This window comes from Variovorax sp. UMC13 (assembly GCF_014170375.1).
Classification (GTDB): Bacteria; Pseudomonadota; Gammaproteobacteria; order Burkholderiales; family Burkholderiaceae_C; genus Variovorax.
On the sequence record NZ_LZZW01000030.1, the window covers coordinates 272,684 to 299,022 of the forward strand.

20 protein-coding genes are annotated in these 26,339 nt (G+C 70.9%); 17 read left to right on the forward strand and 3 right to left on the reverse strand.

The window, feature by feature from the left end; translation table 11 throughout:
- Window positions 1-66: 66 nt before the first annotated feature.
- The 5 genes from A9977_RS24815 (at window position 67) to A9977_RS24835 (ending at window position 7,480) form a co-directional block, all read left to right on the forward strand.
- Window positions 67-2,262: a protein-disulfide reductase DsbD gene (locus A9977_RS24815; RefSeq protein WP_183027504.1), complete on the forward strand. Its 2,196-nt coding sequence runs from the start codon at window positions 67-69 to the stop codon at window positions 2,260-2,262.
- Window positions 2,263-2,373: 111 nt separating this feature from the next.
- Window positions 2,374-3,066 carry a thioredoxin family protein gene (locus A9977_RS24820; protein ID WP_183027505.1) on the forward strand — a complete coding sequence of 231 codons (693 nt, stop codon included), beginning with the start codon at window positions 2,374-2,376 and terminating at the stop codon, window positions 3,064-3,066.
- A gap of 39 nt (window positions 3,067-3,105) precedes the next feature.
- Window positions 3,106-4,209, forward strand: coding sequence for a uroporphyrinogen decarboxylase (gene hemE, locus A9977_RS24825; RefSeq protein WP_183027506.1), 1,104 nt, complete (start codon window positions 3,106-3,108; stop codon window positions 4,207-4,209).
- A gap of 373 nt (window positions 4,210-4,582) precedes the next feature.
- On the forward strand, window positions 4,583-6,694 hold the full coding sequence (gene priA, locus A9977_RS24830) for a primosomal protein N' (protein WP_183027507.1): 2,112 nt from the start codon (window positions 4,583-4,585) through the stop codon (window positions 6,692-6,694).
- 117 nt (window positions 6,695-6,811) lie between these two features.
- Complete coding sequence (locus tag A9977_RS24835; RefSeq protein ID WP_259652129.1) at window positions 6,812-7,480, forward strand: hypothetical protein; 669 nt, start codon at window positions 6,812-6,814, stop codon at window positions 7,478-7,480.
- A 15-nt stretch (window positions 7,481-7,495) separates the two neighbouring features.
- Here the strand turns inward: A9977_RS24835 and A9977_RS24840 are convergent, their stop codons facing one another.
- Together A9977_RS24840 and A9977_RS24845 are read right to left on the reverse strand one after the other, a co-directional pair.
- A complete protein-coding gene (locus tag A9977_RS24840; protein WP_183027508.1) occupies window positions 7,496-8,464 on the reverse strand; it encodes an AEC family transporter in 969 nt (322 codons plus the stop codon).
- A 19-nt stretch (window positions 8,465-8,483) separates the two neighbouring features.
- Window positions 8,484-9,785 carry a phosphatidylserine/phosphatidylglycerophosphate/cardiolipin synthase family protein gene (locus tag A9977_RS24845; RefSeq protein WP_183027509.1) on the reverse strand — a complete coding sequence of 434 codons (1,302 nt, stop codon included), beginning with the start codon at window positions 9,783-9,785 and terminating at the stop codon, window positions 8,484-8,486.
- 168 nt (window positions 9,786-9,953) lie between these two features.
- Here A9977_RS24845 and A9977_RS24850 point away from each other — a divergent pair, with 168 nt between their 5' ends.
- The 3 genes from A9977_RS24850 to A9977_RS24860 are packed head-to-tail and all read left to right on the forward strand — an operon-like array spanning window position 9,954 to window position 13,635.
- The gene (locus tag A9977_RS24850; RefSeq protein ID WP_183027510.1) at window positions 9,954-12,056 is read left to right on the forward strand and encodes an ATP-dependent helicase; all 2,103 of its coding nucleotides are present in this window, start codon (window positions 9,954-9,956) and stop codon (window positions 12,054-12,056) included.
- Window positions 12,053-12,484, forward strand: a complete 432-nt coding sequence (locus tag A9977_RS24855) for a hypothetical protein (protein ID WP_183027511.1) — start codon at window positions 12,053-12,055, stop codon at window positions 12,482-12,484. Before A9977_RS24850 ends, A9977_RS24855 begins: the two co-directional genes overlap by 4 nt.
- Complete coding sequence (locus A9977_RS24860; protein ID WP_183027512.1) at window positions 12,421-13,635, forward strand: phospholipase A; 1,215 nt, start codon at window positions 12,421-12,423, stop codon at window positions 13,633-13,635. Before A9977_RS24855 ends, A9977_RS24860 begins: the two co-directional genes overlap by 64 nt.
- 68 nt (window positions 13,636-13,703) lie before the next feature.
- Here A9977_RS24860 and A9977_RS24865 read toward each other — a convergent pair whose 3' ends face one another.
- Window positions 13,704-14,621 carry a protein NO VEIN domain-containing protein gene (locus tag A9977_RS24865; RefSeq protein ID WP_183027513.1) on the reverse strand — a complete coding sequence of 306 codons (918 nt, stop codon included), beginning with the start codon at window positions 14,619-14,621 and terminating at the stop codon, window positions 13,704-13,706.
- Window positions 14,622-14,823: 202 nt separating this feature from the next.
- Between A9977_RS24865 and A9977_RS24870 the strand changes: the two genes are divergently transcribed.
- The 9 genes from A9977_RS24870 (at window position 14,824) to A9977_RS24910 (ending at window position 25,774) form a co-directional block, all read left to right on the forward strand.
- Complete coding sequence (locus A9977_RS24870) at window positions 14,824-15,429, forward strand: RNA polymerase sigma factor (protein WP_183027514.1); 606 nt, start codon at window positions 14,824-14,826, stop codon at window positions 15,427-15,429.
- The gene (locus tag A9977_RS24875) at window positions 15,426-16,454 is read left to right on the forward strand and encodes a FecR family protein (protein WP_286555603.1); all 1,029 of its coding nucleotides are present in this window, start codon (window positions 15,426-15,428) and stop codon (window positions 16,452-16,454) included. Before A9977_RS24870 ends, A9977_RS24875 begins: the two co-directional genes overlap by 4 nt.
- A gap of 94 nt (window positions 16,455-16,548) precedes the next feature.
- Window positions 16,549-19,014: a TonB-dependent receptor gene (locus tag A9977_RS24880; RefSeq protein WP_183027515.1), complete on the forward strand. Its 2,466-nt coding sequence runs from the start codon at window positions 16,549-16,551 to the stop codon at window positions 19,012-19,014.
- A 231-nt stretch (window positions 19,015-19,245) separates the two neighbouring features.
- Window positions 19,246-20,124 (forward strand): branched-chain amino acid ABC transporter permease, encoded by an 879-nt coding sequence (locus A9977_RS24885; RefSeq protein ID WP_183027516.1) that lies wholly within the window; start codon window positions 19,246-19,248, stop codon window positions 20,122-20,124.
- Window positions 20,125-20,129: 5 nt separating this feature from the next.
- Window positions 20,130-21,197, forward strand: coding sequence for a branched-chain amino acid ABC transporter permease (locus A9977_RS24890; RefSeq protein WP_183027517.1), 1,068 nt, complete (start codon window positions 20,130-20,132; stop codon window positions 21,195-21,197).
- Complete coding sequence (locus A9977_RS24895) at window positions 21,194-22,003, forward strand: ABC transporter ATP-binding protein (RefSeq protein ID WP_183027518.1); 810 nt, start codon at window positions 21,194-21,196, stop codon at window positions 22,001-22,003. The genes A9977_RS24890 and A9977_RS24895 overlap by 4 nt, the downstream gene beginning before the upstream one ends.
- A 3-nt stretch (window positions 22,004-22,006) precedes the next feature.
- Window positions 22,007-22,792 (forward strand): ABC transporter ATP-binding protein, encoded by a 786-nt coding sequence (locus A9977_RS24900; protein WP_183027519.1) that lies wholly within the window; start codon window positions 22,007-22,009, stop codon window positions 22,790-22,792.
- 46 nt (window positions 22,793-22,838) lie between these two features.
- Window positions 22,839-24,029 (forward strand): ABC transporter substrate-binding protein, encoded by a 1,191-nt coding sequence (locus A9977_RS24905; protein ID WP_183027520.1) that lies wholly within the window; start codon window positions 22,839-22,841, stop codon window positions 24,027-24,029.
- Between the two features lie 5 nt (window positions 24,030-24,034).
- Window positions 24,035-25,774: a long-chain fatty acid--CoA ligase gene (locus tag A9977_RS24910; protein ID WP_183027521.1), complete on the forward strand. Its 1,740-nt coding sequence runs from the start codon at window positions 24,035-24,037 to the stop codon at window positions 25,772-25,774.
- The last annotated feature ends 565 nt before the right edge of the window (window positions 25,775-26,339 follow it).

The following is a 26,339-nucleotide window of genomic DNA, read 5'->3' on the forward strand; positions in this document are numbered from 1 at the left end:
ACGACGCCTGGCAACGACACGGCCTGGCCAGGAACCATCTCCCCGTCTTCCGCTCCGACTGCCGGCATGCTCCGATCCTTTCTGTCCCGTTTCTCCCTGGCCGCGCTCGCATTGGCGGCCGCCCTGCCCGTCGCCGCGCAGCTCTCGCCCCGCGTCTCCTCGGTCGTCACCACCCCGCACGTGCGGGCCGAACTGGTGGCCCACGCGCCCGACGGCGTGGGCCCGGGCGCCACGGTCTGGCTGGGCCTGCAGATCGCGCACCAGCCCGAGTGGCACACCTACTGGAAGAACGCCGGCGACTCCGGCCTGCCGACCGAACTGCAATGGACGCTGCCGGCCGGCCTGGCCGCGGGCGACATCGCCTGGCCGGTGCCGAAGAAGATCCCGATCGGCAATCTGGCCAACTACGGCTACGAGAACACGGTGCTGCTGCCGGTGCCGCTCACGGTCGCGCCCGGCTTCACGGCCGCGGCCGGGCTGACCGGCGCGGCCGGGGTCGACGTCAAGCTCAAGGCCTCGTGGCTGGTCTGCCGCAAGGAATGCATCCCCGAGGAAGGCGAGTTCGCGCTGCGGCTGCCGGCCCAGGGTTCGACGGCGCTGCACAAGGCCGATTTCGACGCCGCCTTCGCGGCCCAGCCCGCAGCGCTGCCGCAGAAGGGCGCGATCGAGGTGGTCGACCAGACGATCCGCGTGCGCCTCGACGGCCTGCCGGCCGCGGCACGCGGCAAGACGCTCGAATTCTTCCCCGAAACCGGCGAGGTGATCCACACCGCCGCCGTGTCCGGCCGCGACTGGACCCAGGCCTGGCAGGGCGAGCGCTGGACCGCCACGCTGCCCCTGGCCGAGCACCGCAGCGCCAGCCCGACGGTAATGCCGGTGGTGGTGGCGCTGGCCGAGGCCGACCGCGTGGCCGGCGCGCCCTTCGCCTGGCGCGCCGAGGCGCCGGTGACCGGCACCTGGGCCACGGTGGCCGCGCCGGCCCAGGTCTCGCCCGCGCTGCAGGCCGCGCTGGCGGCCAATGCGGCGGCACCCGTCACAGCGCCCGTTCAAACCTCCAGCACCGGCTTCTTCGCCGCCCTGCTCGGCGCCTTGCTGGGCGGCCTGCTGCTCAACCTGATGCCCTGTGTGTTCCCGGTGCTGGCGATCAAGGTGCTGGCCTTCGCCAACCAGGCCGGCGACCGCCGCGGCCACCGCAGCGCCGGGCTGGCCTACACGGCCGGCGTGATCGTCACCTTCCTGGCGCTGGGCGCCGCCATGCTCGCCCTGCGCGCGGCCGGCGAGCAGCTGGGCTGGGGCTTCCAGCTGCAGTCGCCGGCCGTGGTGGCGGCGCTGGCGGCGCTGTTCACGCTGATCGGCCTCAACCTCGCGGGCGTGTTCGAGTTCGGCCTGCTGGCCCCGCGCTCGCTGTGCGCGGCCCAGGTCAAGCACCCGATCGCCAACGATTTCCTCTCCGGCATCCTGGCGGTGGTGATCGCCTCGCCCTGCACCGCGCCCTTCATGGGCGCCTCGCTGGGCATCGCGATCGCGCTGCCGGCGCCGCAGGCGCTGATGCTGTTCGGCGCGCTGGGCCTGGGCCTGGCGCTGCCCTACCTGGTGGCCGGCTTCGTGCCCGCGGTGGCGCGCCTGCTGCCGCGGCCCGGCCCCTGGATGGACACGCTGCGCCGCGTGATGGCCTTCCCGATGTTCGCCACCGTGGCCTGGCTGGTCTGGGTGCTGGGGCAGCAGAGCGGCATCGACGGCGCGGGCGCGCTGCTGGGGCTGCTGGTCTGCCTGGCGGCCATCGTGTGGTCGCTCACGCTGCGCGGCCGCACGCGCTGGGTGGTGGGCGGCCTGGTGCTGGCCTCCACCGCGGCGCTGGCCGTGGCGATCGGCGGCAACATCGTGCGGCCGCTGGAACCCGCGACGCTGGCGGCTGCGAACGGCGAGCGCTGGCAGCCCTGGTCGGCCGCCCGGGTGGCCGAGCTGCATGCGGCCGGTCGGCCGGTGTTCGTCGACTTCACCGCCGCCTGGTGCGTGACCTGCCAGTACAACAAGAAGACCACGCTCGGCGACGCCGCGCTGCTGGCCGAGTTCGACCGCCGCCAGGTGGCCATGCTGCGCGCCGACTGGACGCGGCAGGACCCGGCGATCACCGCCGCGCTCAATGCGCTGGGCCGCAGCGGCGTGCCGGTCTATGTGCTGCAGGCGCCGGGCAAGCCGCCGGTGGTGCTGACCGAGATCCTGAGCAAGGACGATGTGCGGGCGGCGCTGGACCGGCTCTGAAGGCGCGAGCCCCGGCCCTTCCTGAGGGCACTACGGCTTGTCACATCGCGATGAGAAAAGCGTTCTAAGCTGTCGCCGTTGTTTGATTTTCTGACAGGAGACCCGCCGACCATGCCGTCTTTGACATCGTCCGCATCGCGTTCCGCCCACGCCGCCCGCCAGGCCGGCGCCGCGCTGAGCCGCGCATCCCGCCGCGCCGTGATGGCCGCCGCCGTCGCCCTGGGCAGCACGCTGCTGATCGGCGCCCCGGCCCATGCCGCGCCCGCCGTGGGCCAGCCCGCCCCCGATTTCGTCGCCGTCGACACCCACGGCGCGCAGCACAAGCTCTCGGATTTCGCCGGCAAGTACGTGGTGCTCGAATGGACCAACCCCGGCTGCCCCTTCGTGCGCAAGCACTACGGCAGCGGCAACATGCCGGCCACGCAGAAGGCCGCCACGGCCCAGGGCGTGGTCTGGCTGGCCATCAACTCCACCGAGCGCGCCGCCAGCGACTACCTGCAGCCGGCCGCGCTCGACAGCTGGATGAAGACCCAGTCGGCCGCGCCCACCGCCGTGCTGATGGACGAGGACGGCAGCATCGGCCAGGCCTACGGCGCGCGCACCACGCCTCACCTGTTCATCATCGACCCCAAGGGCACGCTGGTGTATGCGGGCGGCATCGACAGCATCCCGTCGGCCAGGCCCGACGACATCAAGACCGCCACCAACTACGTGACCCAGGCGCTGCGCGAGGCCTTCGGCGGCCAGCCGATCTCGGCCGCGGTGACCAAGCCTTACGGCTGTTCGATCAAGTACAAGACCTGAGTCAAAAGTCCGGGGACGCACTTCCTCGACAATCGGGGGATGGCCTTCGCTCCCCTGACCAACGACACCTTCCTGCGCGCCTGCTGGCGCCAGGCCACCGACCACACCCCCGTCTGGCTGATGCGCCAGGCCGGCCGCTACCTGCCGGAGTACGTCGCGACGCGTGCCCGCGCCGGCAGCTTCATGGGGCTGGCCACCAACGTCGACTACGCGACCGAGGTCACGCTGCAGCCGCTGGAGCGCTTCCCGCTCGACGCCTCGATCCTCTTCTCCGACATCCTGACCGTGCCCGACGCGATGGGCCTGGGCCTGTCCTTCGAGGCCGGCGAAGGCCCGCGCTTCGCCCGCCCGGTGCGCGACGAGGCGGCCGTCGCCGCGCTCGAGGTGCCCGACATGGAGAAGCTGCGCTACGTGTTCGACGCGGTCAGCTCGATCCGCCGTGCCCTCCACGGCCGGGTGCCGCTGATCGGCTTCTCGGGCAGCCCCTGGACGCTGGCCTGCTACATGGTCGAGGGCGCGGGCTCGAGCGACTACCGGCTGGTCAAGTCGATGCTCTACAGCCGCCCCGACCTGATGCACCGGCTGCTGAGCGTGAATGCCGACGCCGTCGCGGCGTATCTCAATGCCCAGATCGACGCCGGCGCGCAAGCCGTGATGCTGTTCGACAGCTGGGGCGGCGTGCTGGCCGACGGCGCCTTCCAGGAATTCAGCCTGGCCTACACCGCCCGCGTGCTGTCGCAGTTGAAGCGCGAGGGCGCCGACGGCACGCCGGTGCCGCGCCTGGTGTTCACCAAGGGCGGCGGCCTGTGGCTCGACGCCATGCGCGCGCTCGACTGCGAGGTGCTGGGCGTCGACTGGACGGTGAACCTGGCCAAGGCGCGCGCGCTGGTCGGCGAGGGCCCGCAGGCCAAGGCGCTGCAGGGCAACATCGACCCGAACGTGCTGTTCGCGCCGCCCGCGCGGATCGAAGCCGAGGTGGCGAAAGTACTGCAGGCCTTCGGCCGGCCGCACACCGACCGCGACAGCACCGGGCCGACGCACATCTTCAACCTGGGCCACGGCATCAGCCAGTTCACGCCGCCGGACCATGTGGCGGCGCTGGTGCAGGCAGTGCACGCGCAGTCCCGCGCGCTGCGCCGCTGACGCAGGGCGCCGGCTACATCCGGTTGCAACCGGAAAAGTGGCGCTTCCCGTTTGTCAAGCCCAAAGTGAGCCGCCGGTTGACTTATGCACAAAACGCGTGTTGCGGTGCGGAAAATTATCCGAAGCCAAGGAAGCCGCGCTCCCAAAGCGATAGCACCGCTAAGTCGTTGATTCATATGGCTTTGGCGTGTTGCTTTTTTTCCGGGCATTTCCGCAAGAGCCTTGATTTTCAAGGGCTGCGGGCGCGTCGGGCCTGGATATCAACAAAGTTATCCACAGAAACGCTGGATCGATTGCAAACTGCAAGAAAATCAACGACTTAAGGCACCTTGCTCCACGTCGCTTTAACTTTCACCGCTTTCGGAGCCCTCCCATGAATTGGCGAGTCCAGGTCGCCGTCCACACGCCCGCGCATGCCGCATTGGGCGATCTGCTGAGCTATGTGGCCCCGGCCGCCGTGCCGGCAGGCACCCTGGTGCGCGTGCCGCTGGGCCGACGCGAGGTGCTGGGCGTGGCCTGGCAGAGCCAGCCGATGGGCGAGGCGGACGCGGCGATGGAACTCAAGCCGGTCGGCGCGGCGCTCGACGCGCTGGCGCCGCTGGGCGAAGCTTGGCGCGACCTGGTCGCCTTCGCCGCGCGCTACTACCAGCGCTCGCTGGGCGAGATCGCACTGTCGGCCCTGCCGCCGCAATTGCGCGACCTGAGCAGCGTGCAGCTCACGCGCCGGCTCAAACGCCAGGGCGGCCCAGTGGCGGACACGCCCGAGGCCGACGCCGCGGCCGGCGCGCTGCCGGTCAGCCCCGAGCAGGCCGATGCGCTGCAGCGCATCGCCGCCGAGCCCGGCCCCTTCCTGCTGTTCGGCAGCACCGGCAGCGGCAAGACCGAGGTCTACCTGCAGGCCGTGGCCACGCTGCTGGCCCGCGCGCCCGAAGCCCAGGCACTGGTGATGGTGCCCGAGATCAACCTCACGCCCCAGCTGGAGGCGCGCTTCCGCGAGCGCTTCGAGGCCCGCTTCGGCGCCGGCGCGGTGGTCTCGCTGCACAGCGGCATGACGAATCCGCAGCGCCTGGCCAGCTGGCTGGCGGCCCATGCGGGCACGGCGCGCATCGTGCTGGGCACGCGCATGGCGGTGTTCGCCTCGATGCCGGGGCTGGCGCTGATCGTGGTCGACGAGGAACACGACCCCAGCTACAAGCAGCAGGAAGGCGCGCGCTACTCGGCGCGCGACCTGGCGGTGTGGCGCGGCCGCCGCGAGGGCGCCAAGGTGATCCTGGGTTCGGCCACGCCCTCGCTCGAGAGCTGGCACCAGAGCCGCCCGGCCGAGCCCGGCGACCCGGGCGGGCGCTATCTCCGGCTGGCCATGCCCTCGCGCATCGGCGCCGGCGCGCTGCCCGCGGTGCGGCTGGTCGACATGCGGCTGCAGCCCTCGAAGACGGTGCTCTCGGGCGTGCTGCTCGACGCCATCGGCCAGCGCATCGCGCGCGGCGAGCAGAGCATGGTGTTCCTCAACCGCCGCGGCTACGCGCCGGTGCTGGCCTGCGGCGACTGCGACTGGAAGAGCGAGTGCCCGCACTGCAGCGCCTACCGCGTGTTCCACAAGATCGACCGCACGCTGCGCTGCCACCACTGCGGCTTCACCGAGCGCGTGCCGCGCGCCTGCCCGGCCTGCGGCAACCCCGACATCGCGCCGGTCGGCCGCGGCACCGAGCAGCTGGAGGAGCACCTGGGCACGCTGTTCGCCGCGGTGACCCGGCCCGACGGCAGCCCGGTGCGCATCGCCCGCATCGACGCCGACAGCACCAAGAAGCAGGGCGCGCTGGCCGCGCAGCTGGCGGCGGTGCATGCGGGCGAGGTCGACGTGCTGGTCGGCACCCAGATGATCGCCAAGGGCCACGACTTCCGCCGCATCACGCTGGTGGCGGCAGTGAACCCCGACGGCGCGCTGTTCTCCAGCGACTTCCGTGCACCCGAGCGCCTGTTCAGCCTGCTGATGCAGTCGGCTGGCCGGGCCGGGCGCGATGCGGCCTACCTGGCGGCGCAGGGCAGCACCGCCGAGATGTGGCTCCAGACCCATCACACCGACCACGCGCTGTTCGCCGCGCTGCGCCGCCACGACTACCCGGCCTTCGCCGCCGGCGAGCTGGCGCAGCGCAGCGCGGCCCAGATGCCACCCTTCGCCTTCCAGGCGCTGCTGCGGGCCGACGCGCGCACCCAGGCCGCCGCCCAGGCCTTCCTGCAGGCCGCCAGCGCGGCCGCCGAGGCGCTGGAAGGCGGCGCGCAGGTGGTGCGCTACCCGGCCGTGCCGCTGACGATCCAGCGCGTGGCCAACGTGGAGCGTGCCCAGATGCTGCTGGAAAGCCACTCGCGCGCCGCCTTGCAGCGCCTGCTGGCCCAGTGGCAGCCGGTGCTGCATGCGCTGCGCCGCACGCCCGAGGGCAAGGGCGTGATCCGCTGGCTGATCGACGTCGACCCGCAGCAGATCTAAGTTTTTCTGCGCCGGCCCCCTGGCATCGGCAATACTTTGCAAGTGCAGTTGACGCCGAGGGCGGGCTGCGCAAGCTGTAGCCCACGGGCCCGCGCGGGCCCGCACCGGAGTGACGCCATGACGCTGCTGGGAACCCTGTCTCGCCTGACCGGGCTGTTGTGCCTGCTGGCCGCCGCCTCGGTGGCCCCCGCCGCCGAGCTCAAGCACGAGGGCAACCGCCTGCTCGTGATCGGCCAGCTCGATGCCGAGACGCTGCCCGCCTTCAGCGAACAGCTGGCCTCGGGCAAGGTGCGCACTGTGGTGTTCGAAGACGCCTTCGGCGGCACCGCCGAGGCGGCCGGCGCCTATGCCGCGGCCATCCGCAGCAGCGGCGTGCAGACCGAGGTGCGCGGCCAGTGCCAGGCGGCCTGCGCCTACGCCTTCCTCGCCGCCAAGTCGCACCGCTTCGGCTCGGGCCTGCAGATCAACGGCCTGCTGCTGCCGGTCGCCGCCCGGCCCACGGCCGAGGAGATGGCAACCCGCTGGCGCGGCGACGACACCCACCGCACGCTGGCCGAGTTCACAGCGCCGGCACCGGCCGCCACGCCGGCCCTGGTGGAAACCGGCGGCAGCGCCCCGCGCGAGAACTGGCGCGCCGACCACGGCGTGCTGTTCACTTCCTCGCCCACGCTGTTCGGCCGCGTCTACAACACCTTCTATTGCGATGGCACGCAGGGACGCGACTTTTCCAAGTGCGAGTTGCTGTCGGGAGCGGATCCCTACCAGCTCGGCGTCCTGACGAACTAGCCCCGAGGCGAGCGCTCAGTTCAACCAGCCCACCGCCAGCGGGAAGGTGAAGAAGGCCGCCACGGTGGTCCAGAGAATGATCCGCGCGATGCGCCCGTTGTCGGCGCCGAAGCGCTCAGCCAGCATCGACACGTTGCTGGCGCTCGGCAGCGCGGCCACGAGCACGATCGCCACCAGCGCCGACTGGCTCAGCGGCAGGCCCCACGCGACCGCGACCCGCGCCACGGCCCACACCAGCAGCGGATGCAGCAGCAGCTTGACCAGCACCACGGGCAGCACGTCGCCGACGCGCGCCAGTCCCAGCGCGGGCTGGCGGCGGGCCGCGAGCGCCGAGCGCGCGAGCACCGCGCCGATGGTGAACAACGCGGCCGGCGAGGCGGCGTCGGCCAGCATCGTGACCGTGCGGTCGATCGGCCCGAACAGCCGGAACTGCAGCGCCGAGGCCAGCGCGCCCAGCAGGATCGACCAGGGCAGCGGGTTCATGAACATGCCGCGCAACGCCTGCCGCACGGCCTTGGCCGCGCCGTGCTCGTCGGCGCCGTCGAGCCGCGACAGCGCGATGCACAGCGAGGACGTGACCACCATGTCGAAGGTGATCGTGATGATCACCGGCCCCGCCACGCCCGGCCCCAGCAGCGCGGCCAGCAGCGGCACGCCCATGAAGCCGGTGTTGGGAAAGGCCGCCACCAGCGCGCCGAAGGACGCGTCGTTCCAGCCGATGCGCGCGCCGCGCGTGCGCCAAACGGTGGCCGCCACCACCGCCAGCGCACACAGCCCCCAGACCAGCGCCACGCTGCCGTCGAGCAGTTGCGCGATCGGCGTGCCGGCGCCGAAGCGGTAGAGCATGCAGGGCAGCGCGAAATACAGCACGAAGACGTTGAGGCCGGGGATCGCCTCGAGCGGCAGCACGCGCAGCCGCGCGGCCGCATAGCCGGCCGCGATCAGCGCGAAGAAGGGGAAGGTGACGAGGAAGATCGGCAGCACGGCGGCATTGTCGCCGCCGTCAAAGCTGCGCCGACAGCAGGCTCGCCAGGTGCTCCATCGCCTTCTCGCGCAGCGGGCGGGCCTGCCACTGTGCCAGCGTGACGGCGCGGCTTTGCCGCAGGTCGTCCTCGAAGGTCGCGACCTGCGCCCTGGCGAAGGCCTCGTCGTAGATGTTGAGGTTGGCCTCGTCGTTGAGGCGGAAGGAGCGGTTGTCGAAGTTGGTCGAGCCGACGGAGACCAGGAAGTCATCGACCACCAGCACCTTGCAATGGAACATGGTCGGCTGGTACTCGTGCATCTGCACGCCCGCCTCCAGCAGCGGGCCCCACGCCGCGCGCGATGCGCCGCGCACGGTCTGTGCATCGATGATCGGCCCGGGCGTGATGATGCGCACCCGCACGCCGCGCCGCACCGCGGCCACCAGCGCGTCGCGCGTGAGCGCGTCCGGCACGAAGTAGGCGCTGGAGAGTTCGATCGAGCGCTCGGCCGCGGTGATCGCCAGCAGGTACATCAGGTGCATGCTCTCGCTGCCGCCCGAGGGCGAGCTGCTGAACATCTGCGCCCCGCCGCCCGCGCCCGGCGCGCGCGCATCGTGCGCCTGCAGCGCCGGGAAGTAGCGCTCGCCGTGCATCACCTGGCCCGAGACCTTGACCCAGTTGTCCATGAAGACCGCCTGCATCTGCGCCACCACCGGCCCCTCGACCTTGAAATGCGAGTCGCGCCAGTGTTCGGGGTCCTGCGCATGGCCGGTCCATTCGGGCGCGATGCCCACGCCGCCGGTGAAGCCCACCGCGCCGTCGACCACCAGCAGCTTGCGGTGGGTGCGGTTGTTCATGCGCGCGATGTCGTACCAGCTCGGCTTGTGGAACTTGCGGATCTCGACGCCGGCCTTCTCCATCTCCTGCAGGAAACGCTCGTCGATCTTCGCGCTGCCCACCCAGTCGAGCAGCACGTGCACGCGCACGCCGGCGCGCGCACGCTCGGCCAGGGCATCGGCGAAGGCCCGGCCGATGTCGCCCGACCAGTAGATGTAGGTCTCGAAGGTGATGCTCTGCTGCGCGCCGCGGATGGCGGCCAGCATGGGCGGGAAGATCTGGTCGCCGTTGTGCAGCGCCTCGAAGCGGTTGCCCTGCACGATGGCCGGCCCCAGCAGCACGCCCATGGCGCGGCGGAACTGCGGGTCGCGCAGGCCGTATTCGCGTTCGATGTGCTGATCGATCTTCTTCTCGCCGGGGATGAAGTTCAGCACCAGCACCGTGGCCAGTACGGTCAGCAGCGCGGTCCAGAGCACGATCGTGAGCGGATGTCTTGTTTTTTTCATGGTGTTGCACACAAGGAGGCCGCGGTCTTAACACGCGGCGGCCCCTTGGCGCGTGCGACGAACACCCATCCGCATGCACGCCGGAAGGCGTTCCGTCAAGGCCGGGCTTTTCGGCGCGCCAGTATCATTGCGCGCTTTGCGCCTGCCCTCGTCGCCGCTCACGCCCGCATGTCTTCCGGTCTCAATCTCGCCCAGCAGGAAGCCGTCAACTACCTGCATGGTCCCTGCCTCGTGCTGGCCGGCGCAGGCTCCGGCAAGACGCGCGTCATCACGCACAAGATCGGCCGCCTGATCCAGGCCGGCATGGCGCCCAAGCGCATCGCCGCCATCACCTTCACCAACAAGGCCGCGGCCGAGATGCGCGAGCGCGCCAAGGGGCTGATCGGGCGCGACGCCAAGCATGTGGTGGTCTGCACCTTCCATGCGCTGGGCGTGCGCATGATGCGCGAGGACGGCGCGGTGCTGGGCCTGAAGCCGGCCTTCAGCATCCTCGACAGCGACGACGTCACCAAGATCCTCAAGGATGCGGGCGGCAGCGTCGACACCGCGACCGCGCGCATCTGGCAGTGGACCATCAGCAAGTGGAAGAACATGGGCCTCAACGCGGCCCAGGCCGAGGCCATCGCCACCGACGACAACGAGCGCATCACGGCGCAGATCATGGCGCGCTACGAAGAGCGGCTCACGGCCTACCAGAGCGTGGACTTCGACGACCTGATCGGCATGCCGCTCAAGCTGCTGCGCGAGCACGAGGCGGTGCGCGAGAAATGGCAGAACACGCTGGGCCATGTGCTGGTCGACGAGTACCAGGACACCAACGCCACGCAGTACGAGGTGCTCAAGGCGCTGGTCGGCACCGAGGGCCACTTCACGGCCGTGGGCGACGACGACCAGTCGATCTACGGCTGGCGCGGCGCCACGCTGGACAACCTGCGCAAGCTGCCGATCGACTACCCGAAGCTCAAGGTCATCAAGCTGGAGCAGAACTACCGCTCCACCAGCGCGATCCTGCGCGCGGCCAACAACGTGATCGGCCCCAACCCCAAGCTGTTCCCCAAGACGCTGTTCAGCGAGCTGGGTGAAGGCGAGCCGGTGCGCGTGGTCGACGCCGACAACGAGGCCCACGAGGCCGAGCGCGCCGTGGCCCGCATCGTGAGCCTGCGCGCCGGCACCGCGGTGACGCAGGGCGAGCAGCACAAGGAGTTCCGCGACTTCGCGATCCTCTACCGCGCCAACCACATGGCGCGGGTCTTCGAGCAGGCGCTGCGCAAGGCGCAGATCCCCTACAAGGTCTCGGGCGGCCAGAGCTTCTTCGACCGCGCCGAGATCAAGGACCTCTGCGGCTGGTTCCGGCTCTGGACCAACAATGACGACGACCCGGCCTTCCTGCGCGCCGTGACCACGCCCAAGCGCGGCATCGGCCACACCACGCTGGCCTCGCTGGGCACCTTCGCGAGCCAGTACAAGCTGAGCCTGTTCGGCGCGCTGTTCAGTTCCTCGCTGCCCAGCGTGATCCCCAAGCGCACGCTCGAGGGCCTGCTCGAGTTCGGCCGCTACATCAACGACCTCGAATACAAGGCGCGCCACACCGTGGGCGCCGAGGCCGCGCGCGCTTTCATGACCGAGTGGCTCAAGGAGATCGGCTACGAGCAGCATCTCTACGACGGCGAGGACAGCGAGTCCGCGGCCGCCACGCGCTGGACCAACGTGCTCGAGTTCTGCGACTGGATGGCCGCGCGCTGCGGCGGCGAGATCGACGACACCTCGGGCGCCACCGTCGAGAGCGAGCGCAAGAACCTGCTCGAGGTGGCGCAGACCATCTCGCTGCTGTCGACCATCAGCGAGCGCGAGAAGGACCAGAACGTGGTGACGCTGTCGACGCTGCATGCGTCCAAGGGCCTCGAATGGCCGCATGTGCTGCTGATCGGCGTGAACGAGGGCACGCTGCCCTTCAAGCTCGACGACGACGACGGCCGCCAGCAGAAGGTCAGCGACGACACGCTGCAGCGGCTGCAGGAAGAGCGCCGGCTGATGTACGTGGGCATCACGCGCGCGCAGCGCACGCTGGCCGTGAGCTGGACCAAGCGGCGCAAGAAGGGCCGCGAGATGATCGCCACCCAGCCCAGCCGCTTCATCGCCGAGATGGGCCTGGACAAGACCACCATCAAGGAAGACCCGCGCGAGAAGCTCAAGGCGCTGCGCGCCGAGTTCGCGCGCAAGGTGCAGGACAACGCCGCCGCGGCCGCCGCCGCTGCGGCCGCCGACCGATGAAGCGCCGGATCGCATCGCTGTGGCTGCTGGTGGCGCTCGCCGGCCTGCTGGGCGCGCCCGCGCACGCCACCGAGGCCTGCCCGGCCAACACCGGCGAACTGCCGCCCGAAGCGCTCTACGGCCGCTGGGAGGCACGTTTCGGAAATCTCGCGGCGCCGGCCGACGTGCGATTGGCCGAACATCCCGAATACCAAGGCAGCGTGCGTGGCACCATCACGCGCGGCACCCAGACGGCCCAGCTGTCGGGCGACATCGGCGACGAAGGCTTTCTGGTCTTCGACGAATCCCTGGACGGCCGCGCCATCAGCGCAGTCTGGTCGGGCGAAATGCAGGCCGGCTCATGCGGCAAGGAGTTCAAAGGTACATGGCGAAATTCAAGCGACGACAGCGAGCAGCCCTTCGTGCTGCGCAAGATCGGTCCCCCCTGACGACCTGGCACGGCGCCGCCCTGGCCGCTTTGCTGGCCGGCGTGGGCGCGGCCCATGCGCAGCCGGCCGACAAGCCCGCCAGCTCGCTCGCCAGCGACCAGCTGACTTGGCAGCAGTGCCAGCGCCTGGCCGACAGCAAGGACGCGCGCCTGGCCTGCTTCGACCGCTGGGCCCAGCAGCAGACGCTGCCCGCCGCGGCCGTGCCCGGCGCGCCGCCGGTGCTCGCCAGCACGCAGCCCGCGCCGCCGGTCGATGCCAGCATCCCCGCCACGCGCGTGGTGGCCGTGGCCACCGAGCAGGGCTGCCGCGACCGCCAGTACTCGACCTTCTCGCGCTTCTGGGAACTGGAGGAGGGCAGCGACTGCGGCACCTTCGGCTTCCGCGGCTACCGCCCGCTCAACGTCTCGATCTCCGCTGCCACGCACAAGCCCGACGTGCCCACGTCGCCCGCCGCCGACCACACCGGCACGGCCGTGGACTACCAGGCCAACGAGATGCGCCTGGGCCTGTCGATGCGCACCAAGCTGGCCCAGGGCCTGCTGACCTCGAACGATCCGCAGAAGAAGGACTCGCTCTGGTTCGCCTACTCCCAGCAGTCGACCTGGCAGCTGTTCAACGGCGAGATCTCGCGCCCCTTCCGCAGCACCGACCACGAGCCGGAGATGATGTACGTCTACCCGGCCGACTTCCGGCTGCCTTTCGGCTGGCGCTGGCGCTACCTGGGCGTGGGCATCGTGCACCAGTCCAACGGCCAGAGCCTGCCGCTGTCGCGCAGCTGGAACCGCACCTACCTGATGGGCGGCATGGAGCTCGACGACCGCTTCCAGGTCTCGGCCCGCATCTGGAAGCGCTGGAAGGAAAACGCCGACAGCGACGACAACCCGGACATCGCCGACTACATCGGCCGCGCCGAGGTCACCGGCCGCTGGAACTACGACCGCGACAACACCTTCGGTATGACCGTGCGCAACAACCTGCGCGACAGCGGCCGCGGCTCGATCCGGCTCGAATGGTTCAAGGCCATCGGCAACCCGGTCACCAGCAACCTGCGCTTCCACACGCAGCTGTTCCACGGCTACGGCGACACGCTGGTCGACTACAACCGCAAGCGCACGGTGCTGAGCATCGGTGTGAGCCTGGTCGACTTCTGATTCGCTTCGCCCACGAAAAAGCCGCTGGCCCCGCAAGGCGCCAGCGGCTTTTTCGCATGCGGTAGACCTCAGCTCAGCAAAGGCTCGAGGCCCGGCGCGCTGTCGATCTCGGTGGGCTTGTAGATCTTGTGCTGGGCGGCGGGGCCGCCGATGTCCATCACCACCGCCAGCCGCCACGGGTCGCCGCGTTTGGCGGCCGCGCGTTCCACGCTGTCGAGCTGGAAGCTGGGCACGCCGCGGGCCGTGCCCTTGACCGCCAGCTTGAGCAGGGTGTTGCCCTTCTTGTCCGACACCTCGATCGCGTAGCCCAGGCCCTGGCTCGACACGTCCTCGGCCTTGTAGCCATAGCTCGAGAAGTGCTTGGTCAGGTAGGCCATCGCGGCCGCCTGGACCTCGTCCCGCGACATCGGGCCGGACGTGACGACCGGTGCCGGCGGCGGCACGCTGCCGCGCGCGCGGGCGGCCTTCATCTCGTCGTCGCTGGGCAGCCAGCCGCGCGGGCCGCGCACCAGCACCGCGACCTTGAGGTCGGCGTCCCAGCTCGCGACATGCCATTCCTCGTCGTCCGGCACGCGCATCGAGACCTTGGCGGCCTTGTCGGTTTCCAGGTCGGCGATGGCCACGCGGTTGGTCTGCAGCACGGCGCGGAAGGACTGGCCCGCGTCGAGCGAGCGCTTGAGCAGCTTGAAGCGGTCCTTGGCACGCTGCACCTGCAGCGCGGTGCGTTCGCCGTTGCCGCCCAGGCGCTGCTGCGCGTCGAGCGACTCGAGGTAGAACCAGCGCCCGCCCGCACCCACGCTGACGAACTCGGCCCAGATGGTGGCGATGACGTTGTCGCCCGTCGCCAGCCAGGCGGATTCGGAGGCTTGCTGGCGCGCGTCGAACACGCCCATCTTGGCGATGATCTCGACCGGTGTGCGCTTGTCGCCCAGCAGGCGTTTTTCATTGATGACCGCGAGCACCGCGGCGTCGACTTCTTTGTCCATTCGGAGAGATTTCAGGCAAGTTGTTGGCGGGTCGAGTATGCCCGGCCCGGGTGCCGCGCAGGCACGCCGCACCGCGGCGAGGCCCAGGCCGCCACGGCCCGGTGATACACTTTGATAAGAATAATTCCCATTTACAACCCCTCCGGATCACGCGGCGCCCTTCGGCCGGGCGCAGGGTCCACGCTTGCGAGAAGACGGTCGGATGCGCGATCTCGTCCAGGAACTTGTTGCCCACTGTGCGGACCTCCGTCGGCAGCTCGCGCGCGAGCTGCGGGACCCGCACCATGCGGCGGACATCGCGCAATCCAGCTTCGAGCGCGTGTACGCGCAGGCCACGGGCCGGCGCGGCCCGGCGGGGAGCGCCGACACCCTCGCGGGCGATGCCATCGAATCGCCCCGCGCCCTGCTGTTCCGCGTGGCCCGCAACCTCTGCATCGACGAGGCGCGCCGCCACAAGGTGGCGCAAGAATGGGTCCGTTCGCAGGCCGTGCTCGGCACCCACCACGCAGCGCCTTCGGGCGAATACCTGCTGGCCCAGCAGCGGGTGCTGGCGCGGGTGGTCCAGACGCTGGAGCAGCTGCCGCCGCGCCGGCGCGAGGTGTTCCTGCTGTTCCGCGCCTACGGCCACTCGCGCGCGGAGATCGCACAGCGGCTGCGCATCACCGAGATGGCCGTGGCCAAGCATGTGCTGCGCGCCACCCTCGACTGCTCGCGCGTCTTCGCGTCCTTGCGCGCGGAGCTGATCGAGCCCGCCGTGGTGTCGCACCGCGCCGGCTTCGACGCGACGCTGGCCGAAGACCACCCGTGAGCCGCGGCCTGGCGATGCGCGCGCCGGACGAGCGCCTGATCGAAGGCGCGCTGGCGCTGATCGTCGACAGCGAAATCGCGCCCGGCGAGGCCGCGCAGCAGGCCCGGCTGGCGCTGCACCGGTGGTGCGGCCGATCCCCCGAACATGCGGCGGCGGCCCAGGAGGCCCGCGCGCGCTGGGATGCGCTCGGCGGCATGGCCGATGGCCTGCGCGCGCGCTTCGACGAACCCGCTCGCCCTCCGCTCGCCCCGGCGCGGGCGCAGCGACGCAAGCTGCTGCTCTCGGTGGCCGGCCTGCTGGGCGCCGGCCTGGCCGCGGGCCGCGGCGTGCAGTGGTACTGGCAGCAACCGGTCTTCGCGGCGGCCTATGCCACGCGCACCGCGCAGACGCTGCGCGTGATGCTGGCCGACGGCCTCGACGGCGCACCCGGCAGCCGGCTCGACCTGGCGCCGCAGAGCCAGCTCGACGTGACGCTCTACCGCCAGCGCCGAATGGTCGCGATGGCGCGCGGCGAGGTGCGCTTCGAGGTCGCGCACGACCGCGAGCGCCCGTTCTGGATCCACACCCGCGCGGCCACCATCGAGGTGGTCGGCACCGCCTTCACCGTGCGCGACCGCGGCGGGCCGGTCAGCATCGGGGTCGAACGTGGTCATGTGCGCGTCCAGTTGCATGCGCCACCGGGCGCACCGGCCGGAGCCAGCGTGATCGAGCTGCGCGGCGGCGAACTGCTGGAGATCCGCGAGGGCCGCGCCGAACCGGTGCGGCAGGCCGACACCGCCGCGCTCGCGGCCTGGCGCGAGGGCTGGCTGGTGTTCGAGAACACGCCGCTGGGCGAGGCACTGGCGACGGTCAACAGCTACCGCGCGCAGCCCATCGTCACGGCCGACGCACGCGTCGACGCGATGCGCCTGTCGGGCCGCTTCCGCAGCAACGAGTCCGCGGGCCTGCTCGCGGCCTTGCCGTCGATCCTGCCGCTGGCCGCCGTACCGCAGACGGATGGCAGCGTGGTGCTCAAGCCGCGCTGAGCGCCCGCGCACCGCACGCGCCTTACGACGGGGCTGTCTCCGTTTCGCGCGCCCGAACGTCTTGGCTGTATCGACCCTACCGGAGCCCCGATCCATGCCTCGCCTGCTTTTTTCCTCGCCGCGTCAGCGCCTGCTGAACGCCGCGCTCGCCACCGCCTTCGGCCTTCCCCTCGCCGGCTGGCACGGCGCGGCCGCGGCCCAGGCCCCCGAACTGACGGCCGCGGTGTTCGACCTCGAACTGCCGGCCCAGCCGCTGGCCTCGGCCCTGCAGGCGCTCTCGCGCCAGACCGGCCTCCAGGTCTTCGCCGCCGGCGAGGTGCTGAGCGGCCTGCGCTCGCCCGCGCTCGCGGGCCGCCTCACGGTGCAGCAGGCGCTCGACCGGATGCTGGGCGGCAGCGGCCTGGTCGCGGTGCGCAGCGGCGCCTCGCAGGTGACGATCCAGCGCGCCGCGGCCGCGGCGGCCGATCGCGCCACCCTGCCGCAGGTGAACGTGACGGCGCAGGCCGGCATCGACGGCACGACCGAGGGCACGGGCGCCTACACCACGCGCATCACCGGTGCCGGCACGCGCATGGACCTGTCGCTGCGCCAGACGCCGCAATCGGTCAGCGTGGTCACGCGCCAGCAGATGGACGACCAGCACCTGGTCACGCTCAACGACGTGCTGCGGCAGACGCCCGGCATCGTGGCCGACCGGATCGACGAGCGCGTGACCTACTCGTCGCGCGGCTTCGACCTGAGCACCATGCTCGACGGCATTCCCACGCTGGCCTTCAACAGCGTGGCCGGCGAGCCGAGCATGGTCGGCACCGCGATCTACGACCGCGTCGAGGTCGTCCGCGGCGCGGCCGGCCTGCTCAATGGCGTGGGCACGCCCGGCGGCTCGATCAACCTGGTGCGCAAGCGACCGCCCCCGGAGTTCGCCGGCAGCGTGTCGATCGGCGCCGGCTCGTGGAACCGCTACGGCGCCGAGGCCGACATCGGCGGCAAGCTCAACGCGGCGGGCACGGTGCGCGGCCGCGTGGTGGCCTCGCATTCCGACGGCGACACCTTCACCGCGTACAAGAAGCGCCGCGAGGACCTGCTCTACGGCATCGTCGAGATCGATGCATCGCCCGACACCACGGTGGCGCTGGGCTATGAATACCAGAAGACCGCGATCCAGGGCGCCAACTTCGGCCAGACGCCGCTGTTCTACACCGACGGCTCGCGCACGCACCTGCCGGTGTCCTTCAACTCGAGCGCGCCCTGGAGCCACTGGGACATGCGCACCGACCGTCTGTTCCTGAACCTCGAGCACCGGCTGGCCAATGGCTGGCGCGTCAAGGCCGAGGCGGCGACGGTGAAGAACCGGCGCGACCGCGCGGGCGGCGACCTGTGGCTCTATCCCTCGTCCTTCGATCCGGTCACGCAGGAAGGCGTGCTCGACCGTGGCGACAACCCGGCGGAGGGCCGCAACAAGTCCTTCGACCTGCACGCCACCGGACCCTTCGAACTGTTCGGCCGCACGCACCAGGCCAGCTTCGGCCTGAACCTGAACCGCTACACCTACGCGGTGACCGCCAACAGCTCGGTGCCGCAAAGCCAGGACCAGGAGGCGATCACGCTCGGCAACCTGGCGGCCTCGGTGCGGCCGGACTTCATCTACCCGGTGCTGCGCTTCGGCGAGCAGACCGAACAGCGGGGCCTCTACGGATCGACCCGCCTGCGGCCGACCGACGACCTGTCGGTCATCGTCGGCGGCCGGCTCAGCTGGTGGCGCAATGCGGGCTTCTCGACCGAATGGACCGACGGCGTCGCCAGCACCGCCCGCGCGCCGCAGGACCGGGCCAACGGCGTGTTCACGCCCTACTTCGGCGTCGTCTACGACCTGAGCAAGGCCTTCTCGGTCTACGCGAGCTATACCGACATCTTCCAGCCCAACACCGCCAAGGACGTGAACAACAGCGTGCTCGCGCCGCGGCGTGGCCGCAATGTCGAAGTGGGCGTCAAGGGCGAGCACCTGGACGGCAAGCTCAACACCGGCTTCGCCGTCTTCCGCACGCAGGAGGACAACCTGGCGGTGACCCTCGATGGCGCCGCGCCGCTGCCCGACGGCACCATTCCCTCGCGGGCCGTGCGGGGCGCGCGCAGCAAGGGCTTCGAGGCCACCGTGTCGGGCGAGCTCGCGCGCGGCTGGCAGCTCATGGGCGGCTACACGTACCACGCCAAGCGGGACGCGGACGCGCTGCTGCTCAACACCTCCTTGCCGCGCCGCCTGCTGCGCATCGCGACCAGCTACCGGCTGCCTGGCGACTGGCAGCGGCTCACCGTGGGCGGCAGCCTGAGCTACCAGAGCGGCATCTACTACGACGAGTACTACGGCCTCGGCCGGGCCACGCAGGGCGGCCTGACGCTGGTCGGCCTGATGGCGCGCTACGAGTTCAGCCGGCAGCTCAGCGCCTCGGTCAACGTCGAGAACCTCGGCAACAAGCGCTACGACAGCGGCCTGGGCGGCTACAACGGCTACACCGAAGGCACGCCGCGCAGCGCCTGGGTCAAGCTGGGCTACCGCTTCTAGGCCCACGCCGGCCGGGCCCGACCCCTTCCGGCGAGGCCCGGCCATCGCCCGGAGCGTCGAAGAAAACCCGCGCGCACACCGCGCGCGGGAACACCGCCTCCCCACCTTCCGCGTCTAGGGCATACCCCTAGCGAATACGCGACGCGCGCCGTTGACCGCGCGCTTCGGCCGAATCTATAGTCGGTCGATCGTTTGGTTAACCACCGTTTTTCATAGAAGGGTGCACACGCTTTGGACACTTCGCAGTTGTTTCAACTGGGCCTGCAGGGTGCGTCGACCGGCGCCATCTACAGCCTCGTCGCGCTCGGCCTGGTGCTGGGCTACAAGGCCACCGAGGTGCTGAACTTCGCGCACGGCGACATCCTGATGCTGTCGGCCTTCCTCGGCTGGTGGCTGATCGAGGGCGTGGGCCTGCCCTTCTGGGCCGTGCTGCCGCTGGTGGTGCTGGTCATCGCGCTGTTCTCCTACCTGCTCGAGGCCCGCGTCATGCGCGTGATCGTCGGCCAGCCGCAGTTCGCCGGCGTGATGCTGACCATCGGCATCGGCTTCATGATCCGCGGCGGCGTGAGCATGGTCTTCGGCCCCGACTCGCGCACCTACGACACGCCCTGGACCGGCCAGACCACGCGCTTCGGCGGCGCGGTGGTGGCCGACCTCAACCTGGTGATCGTCGCGGCCGCACTGGCCGTGACCGCGCTGCTGTTCGTCTTCATGGCGCGCACCTCGCTCGGCGTGGCGATCCAGGCCGCCTCGCAGAACCAGCTCGCGGCCTACCTCAGCGGCGTGCGCGTGAAGCGGCTCAACTCGCTGGTGTGGGCCATCTCGGGCGCCATCGCGGCGCTGTGCGGGCTGCTGCTCGCGCCGATCTCGCTGGTCGACCTGAGCCTGTGGTTCGTGATGCTCAAGGCCTTCTCGGCGCTGGTGCTGGGCGGCTTCGGCAGCGTGCCCGGCGCCATCGTCGGCGGCCTGCTGATCGGGCTGATCGAGCAGTTCTCGGGCGTCTACCTGCCCGACGGCTTCAAGGACGTCATGCCCTACCTGGTGCTGATCGCGGTGCTGGTGTTCTTCCCCAAGGGGCTGCTGGGCGAAGCCCACGGCCGGAGGGTCTGAGCGCCATGCGCTACGAAACCGACTACCGCCAAGGCCGCCGGCTGCTGCCCACGCTGCCGGGCCGCCTGGCCTACCTGGCGCTCGCCGCGGTGCTGCTCGCGGCCCCGCTGCTGCTGCCGACCTTCTACGTGGGCGAGGTCGCCTTCGTCTTCATCCTCTGCATCGCCAGCCTGGGCCTGATGACGCTCACCGGCTTCACCGGCCAGGTGTCGCTGGGGCAATCGGCCTTCATCGGCCTGGGCGCCTACGTGCATGCGCTGCTGCTCACGGCCGGCGTGTCGCTGCCGCTGTCGCTGCTGGGCGCCGCCTGCGTGGCGGCGCTGGCCGGGCTGGCGATCGGGCTGCCGGCCATCCGCGTGTCGGGGCTGCACCTGTCGGTGGTGACGCTGGCCTTCGCCATCGTGACCGAGCACGTGATCGGCCGCTGGAAGGGCGTGACCGGCGGCCACAGCGGCCTGGCGGTGCCCGAGCCGCTGCTGTTCGGCTTCAGCCTGGGCGGGCCGCGCGCCTTCTACTTCCTCTGTCTGGCCGTGCTGGTGGTGGTGCTGCTGGGGCTGCTCAACCTGATGCGCTCGTCCATCGGCCGCTCCTTCGTGGGCGTGCGCGACTCCGAGGCCGCGGCCCAGGGCCTGGGCATCCACGTGGCGCGCACCAAGGTCACGGCCTTCGTGCTGTCGGCCGGCATCAGCGGCATCGCCGGCGCGCTGATGGCGCACCAGATCCAGTTCATCACGCCCGAGAGCTTCGGCCTGGCGCTGTCGCTGCAGCTGGTGCTGATGGTGTTCATCGGCGGCATGGGCAGCCTGCGCGGCGCGATCCTCGGTGCGCTGCTGATCGGCCTGCTGCCTTCGGCGATCTCGCTGCTCAAGGGCGCGCTGCCTTCGCGCATCGCCGACCAGTTCGGGCTGGAGCTCTTCGTCTACGGCGCGGTGCTGACCTTCTTCGTGCTGCTCGAGCCCACGGGCCTCAACGGCCGCTGGATGCGCATCCGCGCGCTGGCCCGCGACTTCCCCTTCCTGCGCACCGCCAGCGCCAAGCGCGCCAAGGCCTACATGCGATCGGAGCGCGCATGAAAGCGCTGAGCATTCCCGAATCGGCCGCGATCCGCGATGCCGCGGCCGAGCCGCTGCTCGAGGTCGACGGCCTGAGCCTGTCCTTCGGCGGCGTGAAGGCGGTGCGCGACGTGCACTTCTCGGTGCAGCGCGGCGAGGTGTTCGCCATCATCGGCCCCAACGGCGCGGGCAAGACCTCGGTCTTCAACCTGGTCACGCGCGTGTTCGACGCCAGCAGCGGCCGCATCCGCGTGGCCGGCCAGGACATCACGCGCGTGGCGCGCCACGACATCGTGCGGCGCGGCGTGGCGCGCACCTTCCAGAACATCGAGCTGTTCGAGGGCGCGACCGTGCTCGAGAACCTGCTGCTGGGGCGGCACCGCGCGCCGCACGGCAACGTGTTCTCGCAGATGCTCAACCTGCCCTCGGTGCAGCGCGCCGAACTCCTGAGCCGCGAGCGCGTCGAGCAGGTGATCGACTTCCTCGCGCTCACGCCCTACCGCATGAGCCCGGTGGCGGGCCTGCCGTACGGCATCCGCAAGATCGTCGAGCTCGGCCGCGCGCTCGCGGCCGAGCCTTCGCTGCTGCTGCTCGACGAGCCGGCCTCCGGCCTCAACCCGGAGGAAACGCGCGAACTCGCCTACTGGATCGAGGACATCCAGAACGAACTGGGCATCACGGTGGTGATGGTCGAGCACGACATGTCGCTGGTCTCGGCCGTGGCCGACCGCGTGCTCGTGATGGAACAGGGCCAGGTGCTGATGACGGGCACGCCGGCCGAAGTGCAGTCCGATCCGCGCGTGATCGCGGCCTACCTGGGGACCTGAGCCATGGACATGCTGCTTTCCGTGCGCAACATCGAGACCTGGTACGGCCCGGTCAACGCCATCCGGGGCGTGAGCCTCGAGGTCCAGGCCGGCCGCATCGTGGCGGTGCTGGGCGCCAACGGCGCGGGCAAGACCACGCTGCTCAACACCATCGCGGGCGTGATCGACCCGGCGCGCGGCAGCGTGCACTTCGACGGCCGGCGCATCGATGGCCTCGACGCCGACGCGGTCTGCCGCGCCGGCGTGGTGCTGGTGCCCGAAGGCCGCCAGCTGTTTCCTTTCCTCACGGTGGAGGAGAACCTGCGCATGGGCGCGTTCGCGCGGCGTCCGCGCGAGGGCATCGCGCGCGACCTCGAACGCGTCTACGACTGGTTCCCGCGGCTGCGCGAGCGCCGCCGGCAGCGCGCCGGCCTGCTATCGGGCGGCGAGCAGCAGATGGTGGCCATTGGCCGCGCCTTCATGGCCCAGCCCCGGCTGCTGCTGCTCGACGAGCCCTCGCTGGGCCTGTCGCCGCTGTTCACCAAGGAGATCTTCGGCATCGTCCGCCGCATCAGCGCCGAGACCCAGACCGCCGTGCTGGTGGTGGAACAGAACGCCGCCATCGCGCTGGCCTCGGCCGACGACGGCTACATCGTCGAGCTGGGCCGCGTGGTCGCGGCCGGCCGTTGCGCCGAGCTGAGCGCGCGCGACGACGTCCAGCGCTTCTACCTCGGCCACGCGGTCGCGCACGTGGCGCACGGCACCGCGGGCGGCGTGCGCCCGCCGCGGCGCAGCCTGAGCTGGCATTGACGACGAGCACGCGACGCATCACTTTCAACATCCACTGGAGACACCCATGACCCTTCGACGCAGAACCCTCCTGAGCTCGGGCCTGGCCGGGCTCGCACCGGCCTTCCTCGCGCTGCCCGCGCGCGCCGGCGGCATCTCCGACAAGGAGATCGTGATCGGCACGCACCTGGACCTCTCGGGGCCGGTGTCGGTGGCTGCGCCGCCGATCCGCAACGGCCTGCAGATGCGCGTCGACGAGCTCAACGAAGCCGGCGGGATCCACGGCCGCAAGATCCGCTTCGTGATCGAGGACAACGCGAGCCAGGCTTCGCAGGCGGTGCGCGCGGTGGACAAGCTGATCCGGCGCGACGAGATCTTCGCGATGCTGTGCCCCTTCGGCTCGGGCCCGACCGTGGCCACGGCCAAGAAGCTGGTCGACGCGGGCATCGTCTGCTTCGCGCCCTATGCCGCCTCGGCGCTGGTGCGCCAGGCCGCGGGCAACTCGCCGCTGCTGTTCACCAACAACATCCACTACGACACCAGCACCGCCGCCGGCATCCGCTGGGCGGTGGAGAACCTGGGCAGCAAGAAGGTCGGCTTCATCTACCAGGAGGGCCCCTTCGGCGACCTCGTGGGCAAGGGCGTGAAGAGCGCGCTGCAGGCCCGCAAGCTCACGCTGGTGGCCGAGGCCAGCTACAAGGTCGGCGACATCGACTTCTCCTCGCAGGTGGCGCGCATGAAGGCTGCGGGCGCCGACCTGATCGTGGCCGCCACCACCACGCGCGAGACGATCGCGGTGGCGGCCGAGGTGAAGAAGCTGGGCTGGACCGATGTCAACGTGCTGACCTCCAGCCCGGGCCGCGCCGAACTCACGGCCACGCTGGGCAAGGCCTCGGTCGAGGGGCTCTACGGCATCGGCACCTGGCGCATCACGCCGGCGGACCAGGTCTCGGCCGCCGAGAAGACCTGGGCCGACAGCTACCGCAAGCGCTTCAAGCTCGAGCCGCAGGACATCTCGCTGGCCTTCTACGACTACGCGTCATGGTTCTTCCAGGGCGTGGAGGCGGCCGGCCGCGCGCTCAGCACCGACAGCCTGGTGAAGGCGCTGCAGGCCTCGAAGTACCGCGGCCTGTCCTCCTACGATGCGCAGCACTACAGCAACGGCCACGTCGACCCCGAGTGGATCCAGGTCGAGCAGGTGGTCAAGGGCCAGTGGATCGGCCGCTCGGGCGTGCTCGATCCGGCGAAGAGCGCGTGAGCGCCATGGCCGACCACGCACTGCCCCACGGCGTCGCCACGCTGCCGCAGTGGTGGCGCCAGCGCTGCACGCAGTGGGCCGCGCAGCCCGCGCTGCGCCACAAGCGGCTGGGCATCTGGACCACCATGGACTGGGGCTGCTACTTCGACGAGGCGCGCGCGCTCGGCCTGGCGCTCGACGCCGCCGGGCTGCAGCGGGGCGAGGTGGTGTCGATCCTCTCGCACAACCGCCCCGAGTGGCTCTGCATGGACCTGGCCGCGCAGGCCATGGGTTTCGTGAGCCACGGCCTCTACCCCTCGAGTTCCGACGAAGAGGTCGCGCATGCGCTGCACGAGGCCGGCACGCGCGTGCTGCTGGTGGAGAACGCCGAGCAGCTGATGAAGGCCCTGCAGGCGCGCGGCCGCTGCCCGGCGCTGCGCCGCATCTGCGTGATCGACGACCGCGGCCTGCGGGGACTGGCCGACCCGGCCGTGGGCACCTATGCCGCGCTGGTGCAGCAAGGCCGTCGACACCCGGACACCGCACTGTTCGAGGCCCGCATCGCGGCCGGCACCGGCGCGCAGGTCGCGGCGCTGATCGGCACCGCGGGCACCAGCGCGCCCGCGCGGCTCGCGGCCGTGACGCAGCAGGCGCTGCTGCACCAGGTGCAGGCCCTGCAGGCCGGCCTGGGCGCGCAGGCCGGCGACCACTCGCTGTCCTTCGCGCCGCTGGCGCAGGCCGACGAGCGGCTGCTGGCCACCGGCATCCCGCTGGTGGCGGGCGGCCTGGTGCACTTCGCCGAAAGCCCGGGCACGGTGTTCAACGATCTGCGCGAAGCCGCACCGCACTGGGTCTCGGGGCCGCCGCGCTTCTGGGAGCGGCTGCATGCGCGCACCGACATCCTCGCGGGCGACACCCGCCCCGCCTTCCAGCGGCTCTACCGCCGCAGCGTGGCGGCCCGGCGCCCCGGCTGGATCGGCCGTACCGCGCTGCGGCGTGTGCGCGCCTCGCTGGGCCTGGCGCGCGCGCGGCTCGCGCTGGTGAGCGCCGCCTCGCTGTCCGAGCCGCTGCTGCAGTGGTACACCGCGCTGGGCCTGCCGCTGGCCGAGGTCTACGGGCTCGCGGAAGCCTGCGGCATGGTCTGGCTGCAGGCCGAGGGCGTGCCCCCGGCGCCACGCACCGAGGTGCGGCTGGCCGCCGACGGCGAGATCCTGCTCCGGGGGCCGGCCGTGCTGGCGGGCTACTGGTCGGCCGGCGCGCTGCAGCGGCGCGAGGCCACGGCCGAGGGCTGGTTCGCCACCGGCGACCTCGTCACCGTGCAGGCCGACGGCCGCCTGCGCATCCTCGGCCGGCGCAGCGAGCGCATCGAGGCCGCGCCCGGCGACACGCTGGTGGCCGACGAGCTCGAGCGCCTGCTGCGCGCCAACGCCTATGTGTCGGATGCGATGCTGGTGCGCGCCCGGCGCGCGCATTGCACCTGCGTGCTGGCGCTGGAACCCGAGCGCGTGTTCAAGTACGCGCAGGACCACCACGTGCCCTACACCGACTATGCGCAGCTGGTCGCGCAGCCGGAGATCCAGCAGCTGATCGCGCAGCAGTTGGAAGCGCTCAACGCGGGCCTGCCCGCGGCCCGGCGCATCCATCGCTTCGCCATCCTGCCCCGGCTGCTGGGCGGGCACGACGAGGAACTCACGCCCCAGCTGCGCCTGCGCCGGCGCGTGATCGAGTCGAAGTACGCGGGGATGATCGACGGGTTGTACGCCTAGCGCCTCAGCTCGTGATGCGGTAACCCCGTGCGATCTGGTGCTGCTATACCGACGACGCGCAGGCTGCCCTCGCAGTGGAGACCGTCCCTCGATCTTGGCGATTTAAACCAAATTGGTGATTGCGCTACAAGTCTTCGCGAGGTGAAATCTTCCCAGTTTCTGGGAGGAAGCGCTTGTGGAGATCCTTGCAAAAAGGTCAAACGAGCTGGCGACAGGCGTTGCGGGAGTGCGCGCGCCTCTTAAGCCCGAGGCCGTCGCCACCATGCGAGCACAGGGACCTGTCCAGCGCAGGGGCTTGGCCTTTGATCTTCTCGACCAGGCCGACATCGCCATTGTCGAGACGTGGCACCTGGGCGACCCTCTTGAAGGCGCGGCCGGTCGGCCTCCTGCCAAGTGCCCCAGTCTTCTTGTCGCACTGCCACGTCCCTTGATTCCTCTCTGGGCAGGCGCTCCGGCGGCATCGAAGTCCTCCTCGGCAGTGCAATCTGGTTCGCTGGCGGAAAGCCAGCCCGTCGTGGACAACGTACAGGCCGGTGTCGACTGCCAGATGTCAGCGCTCGCTTGA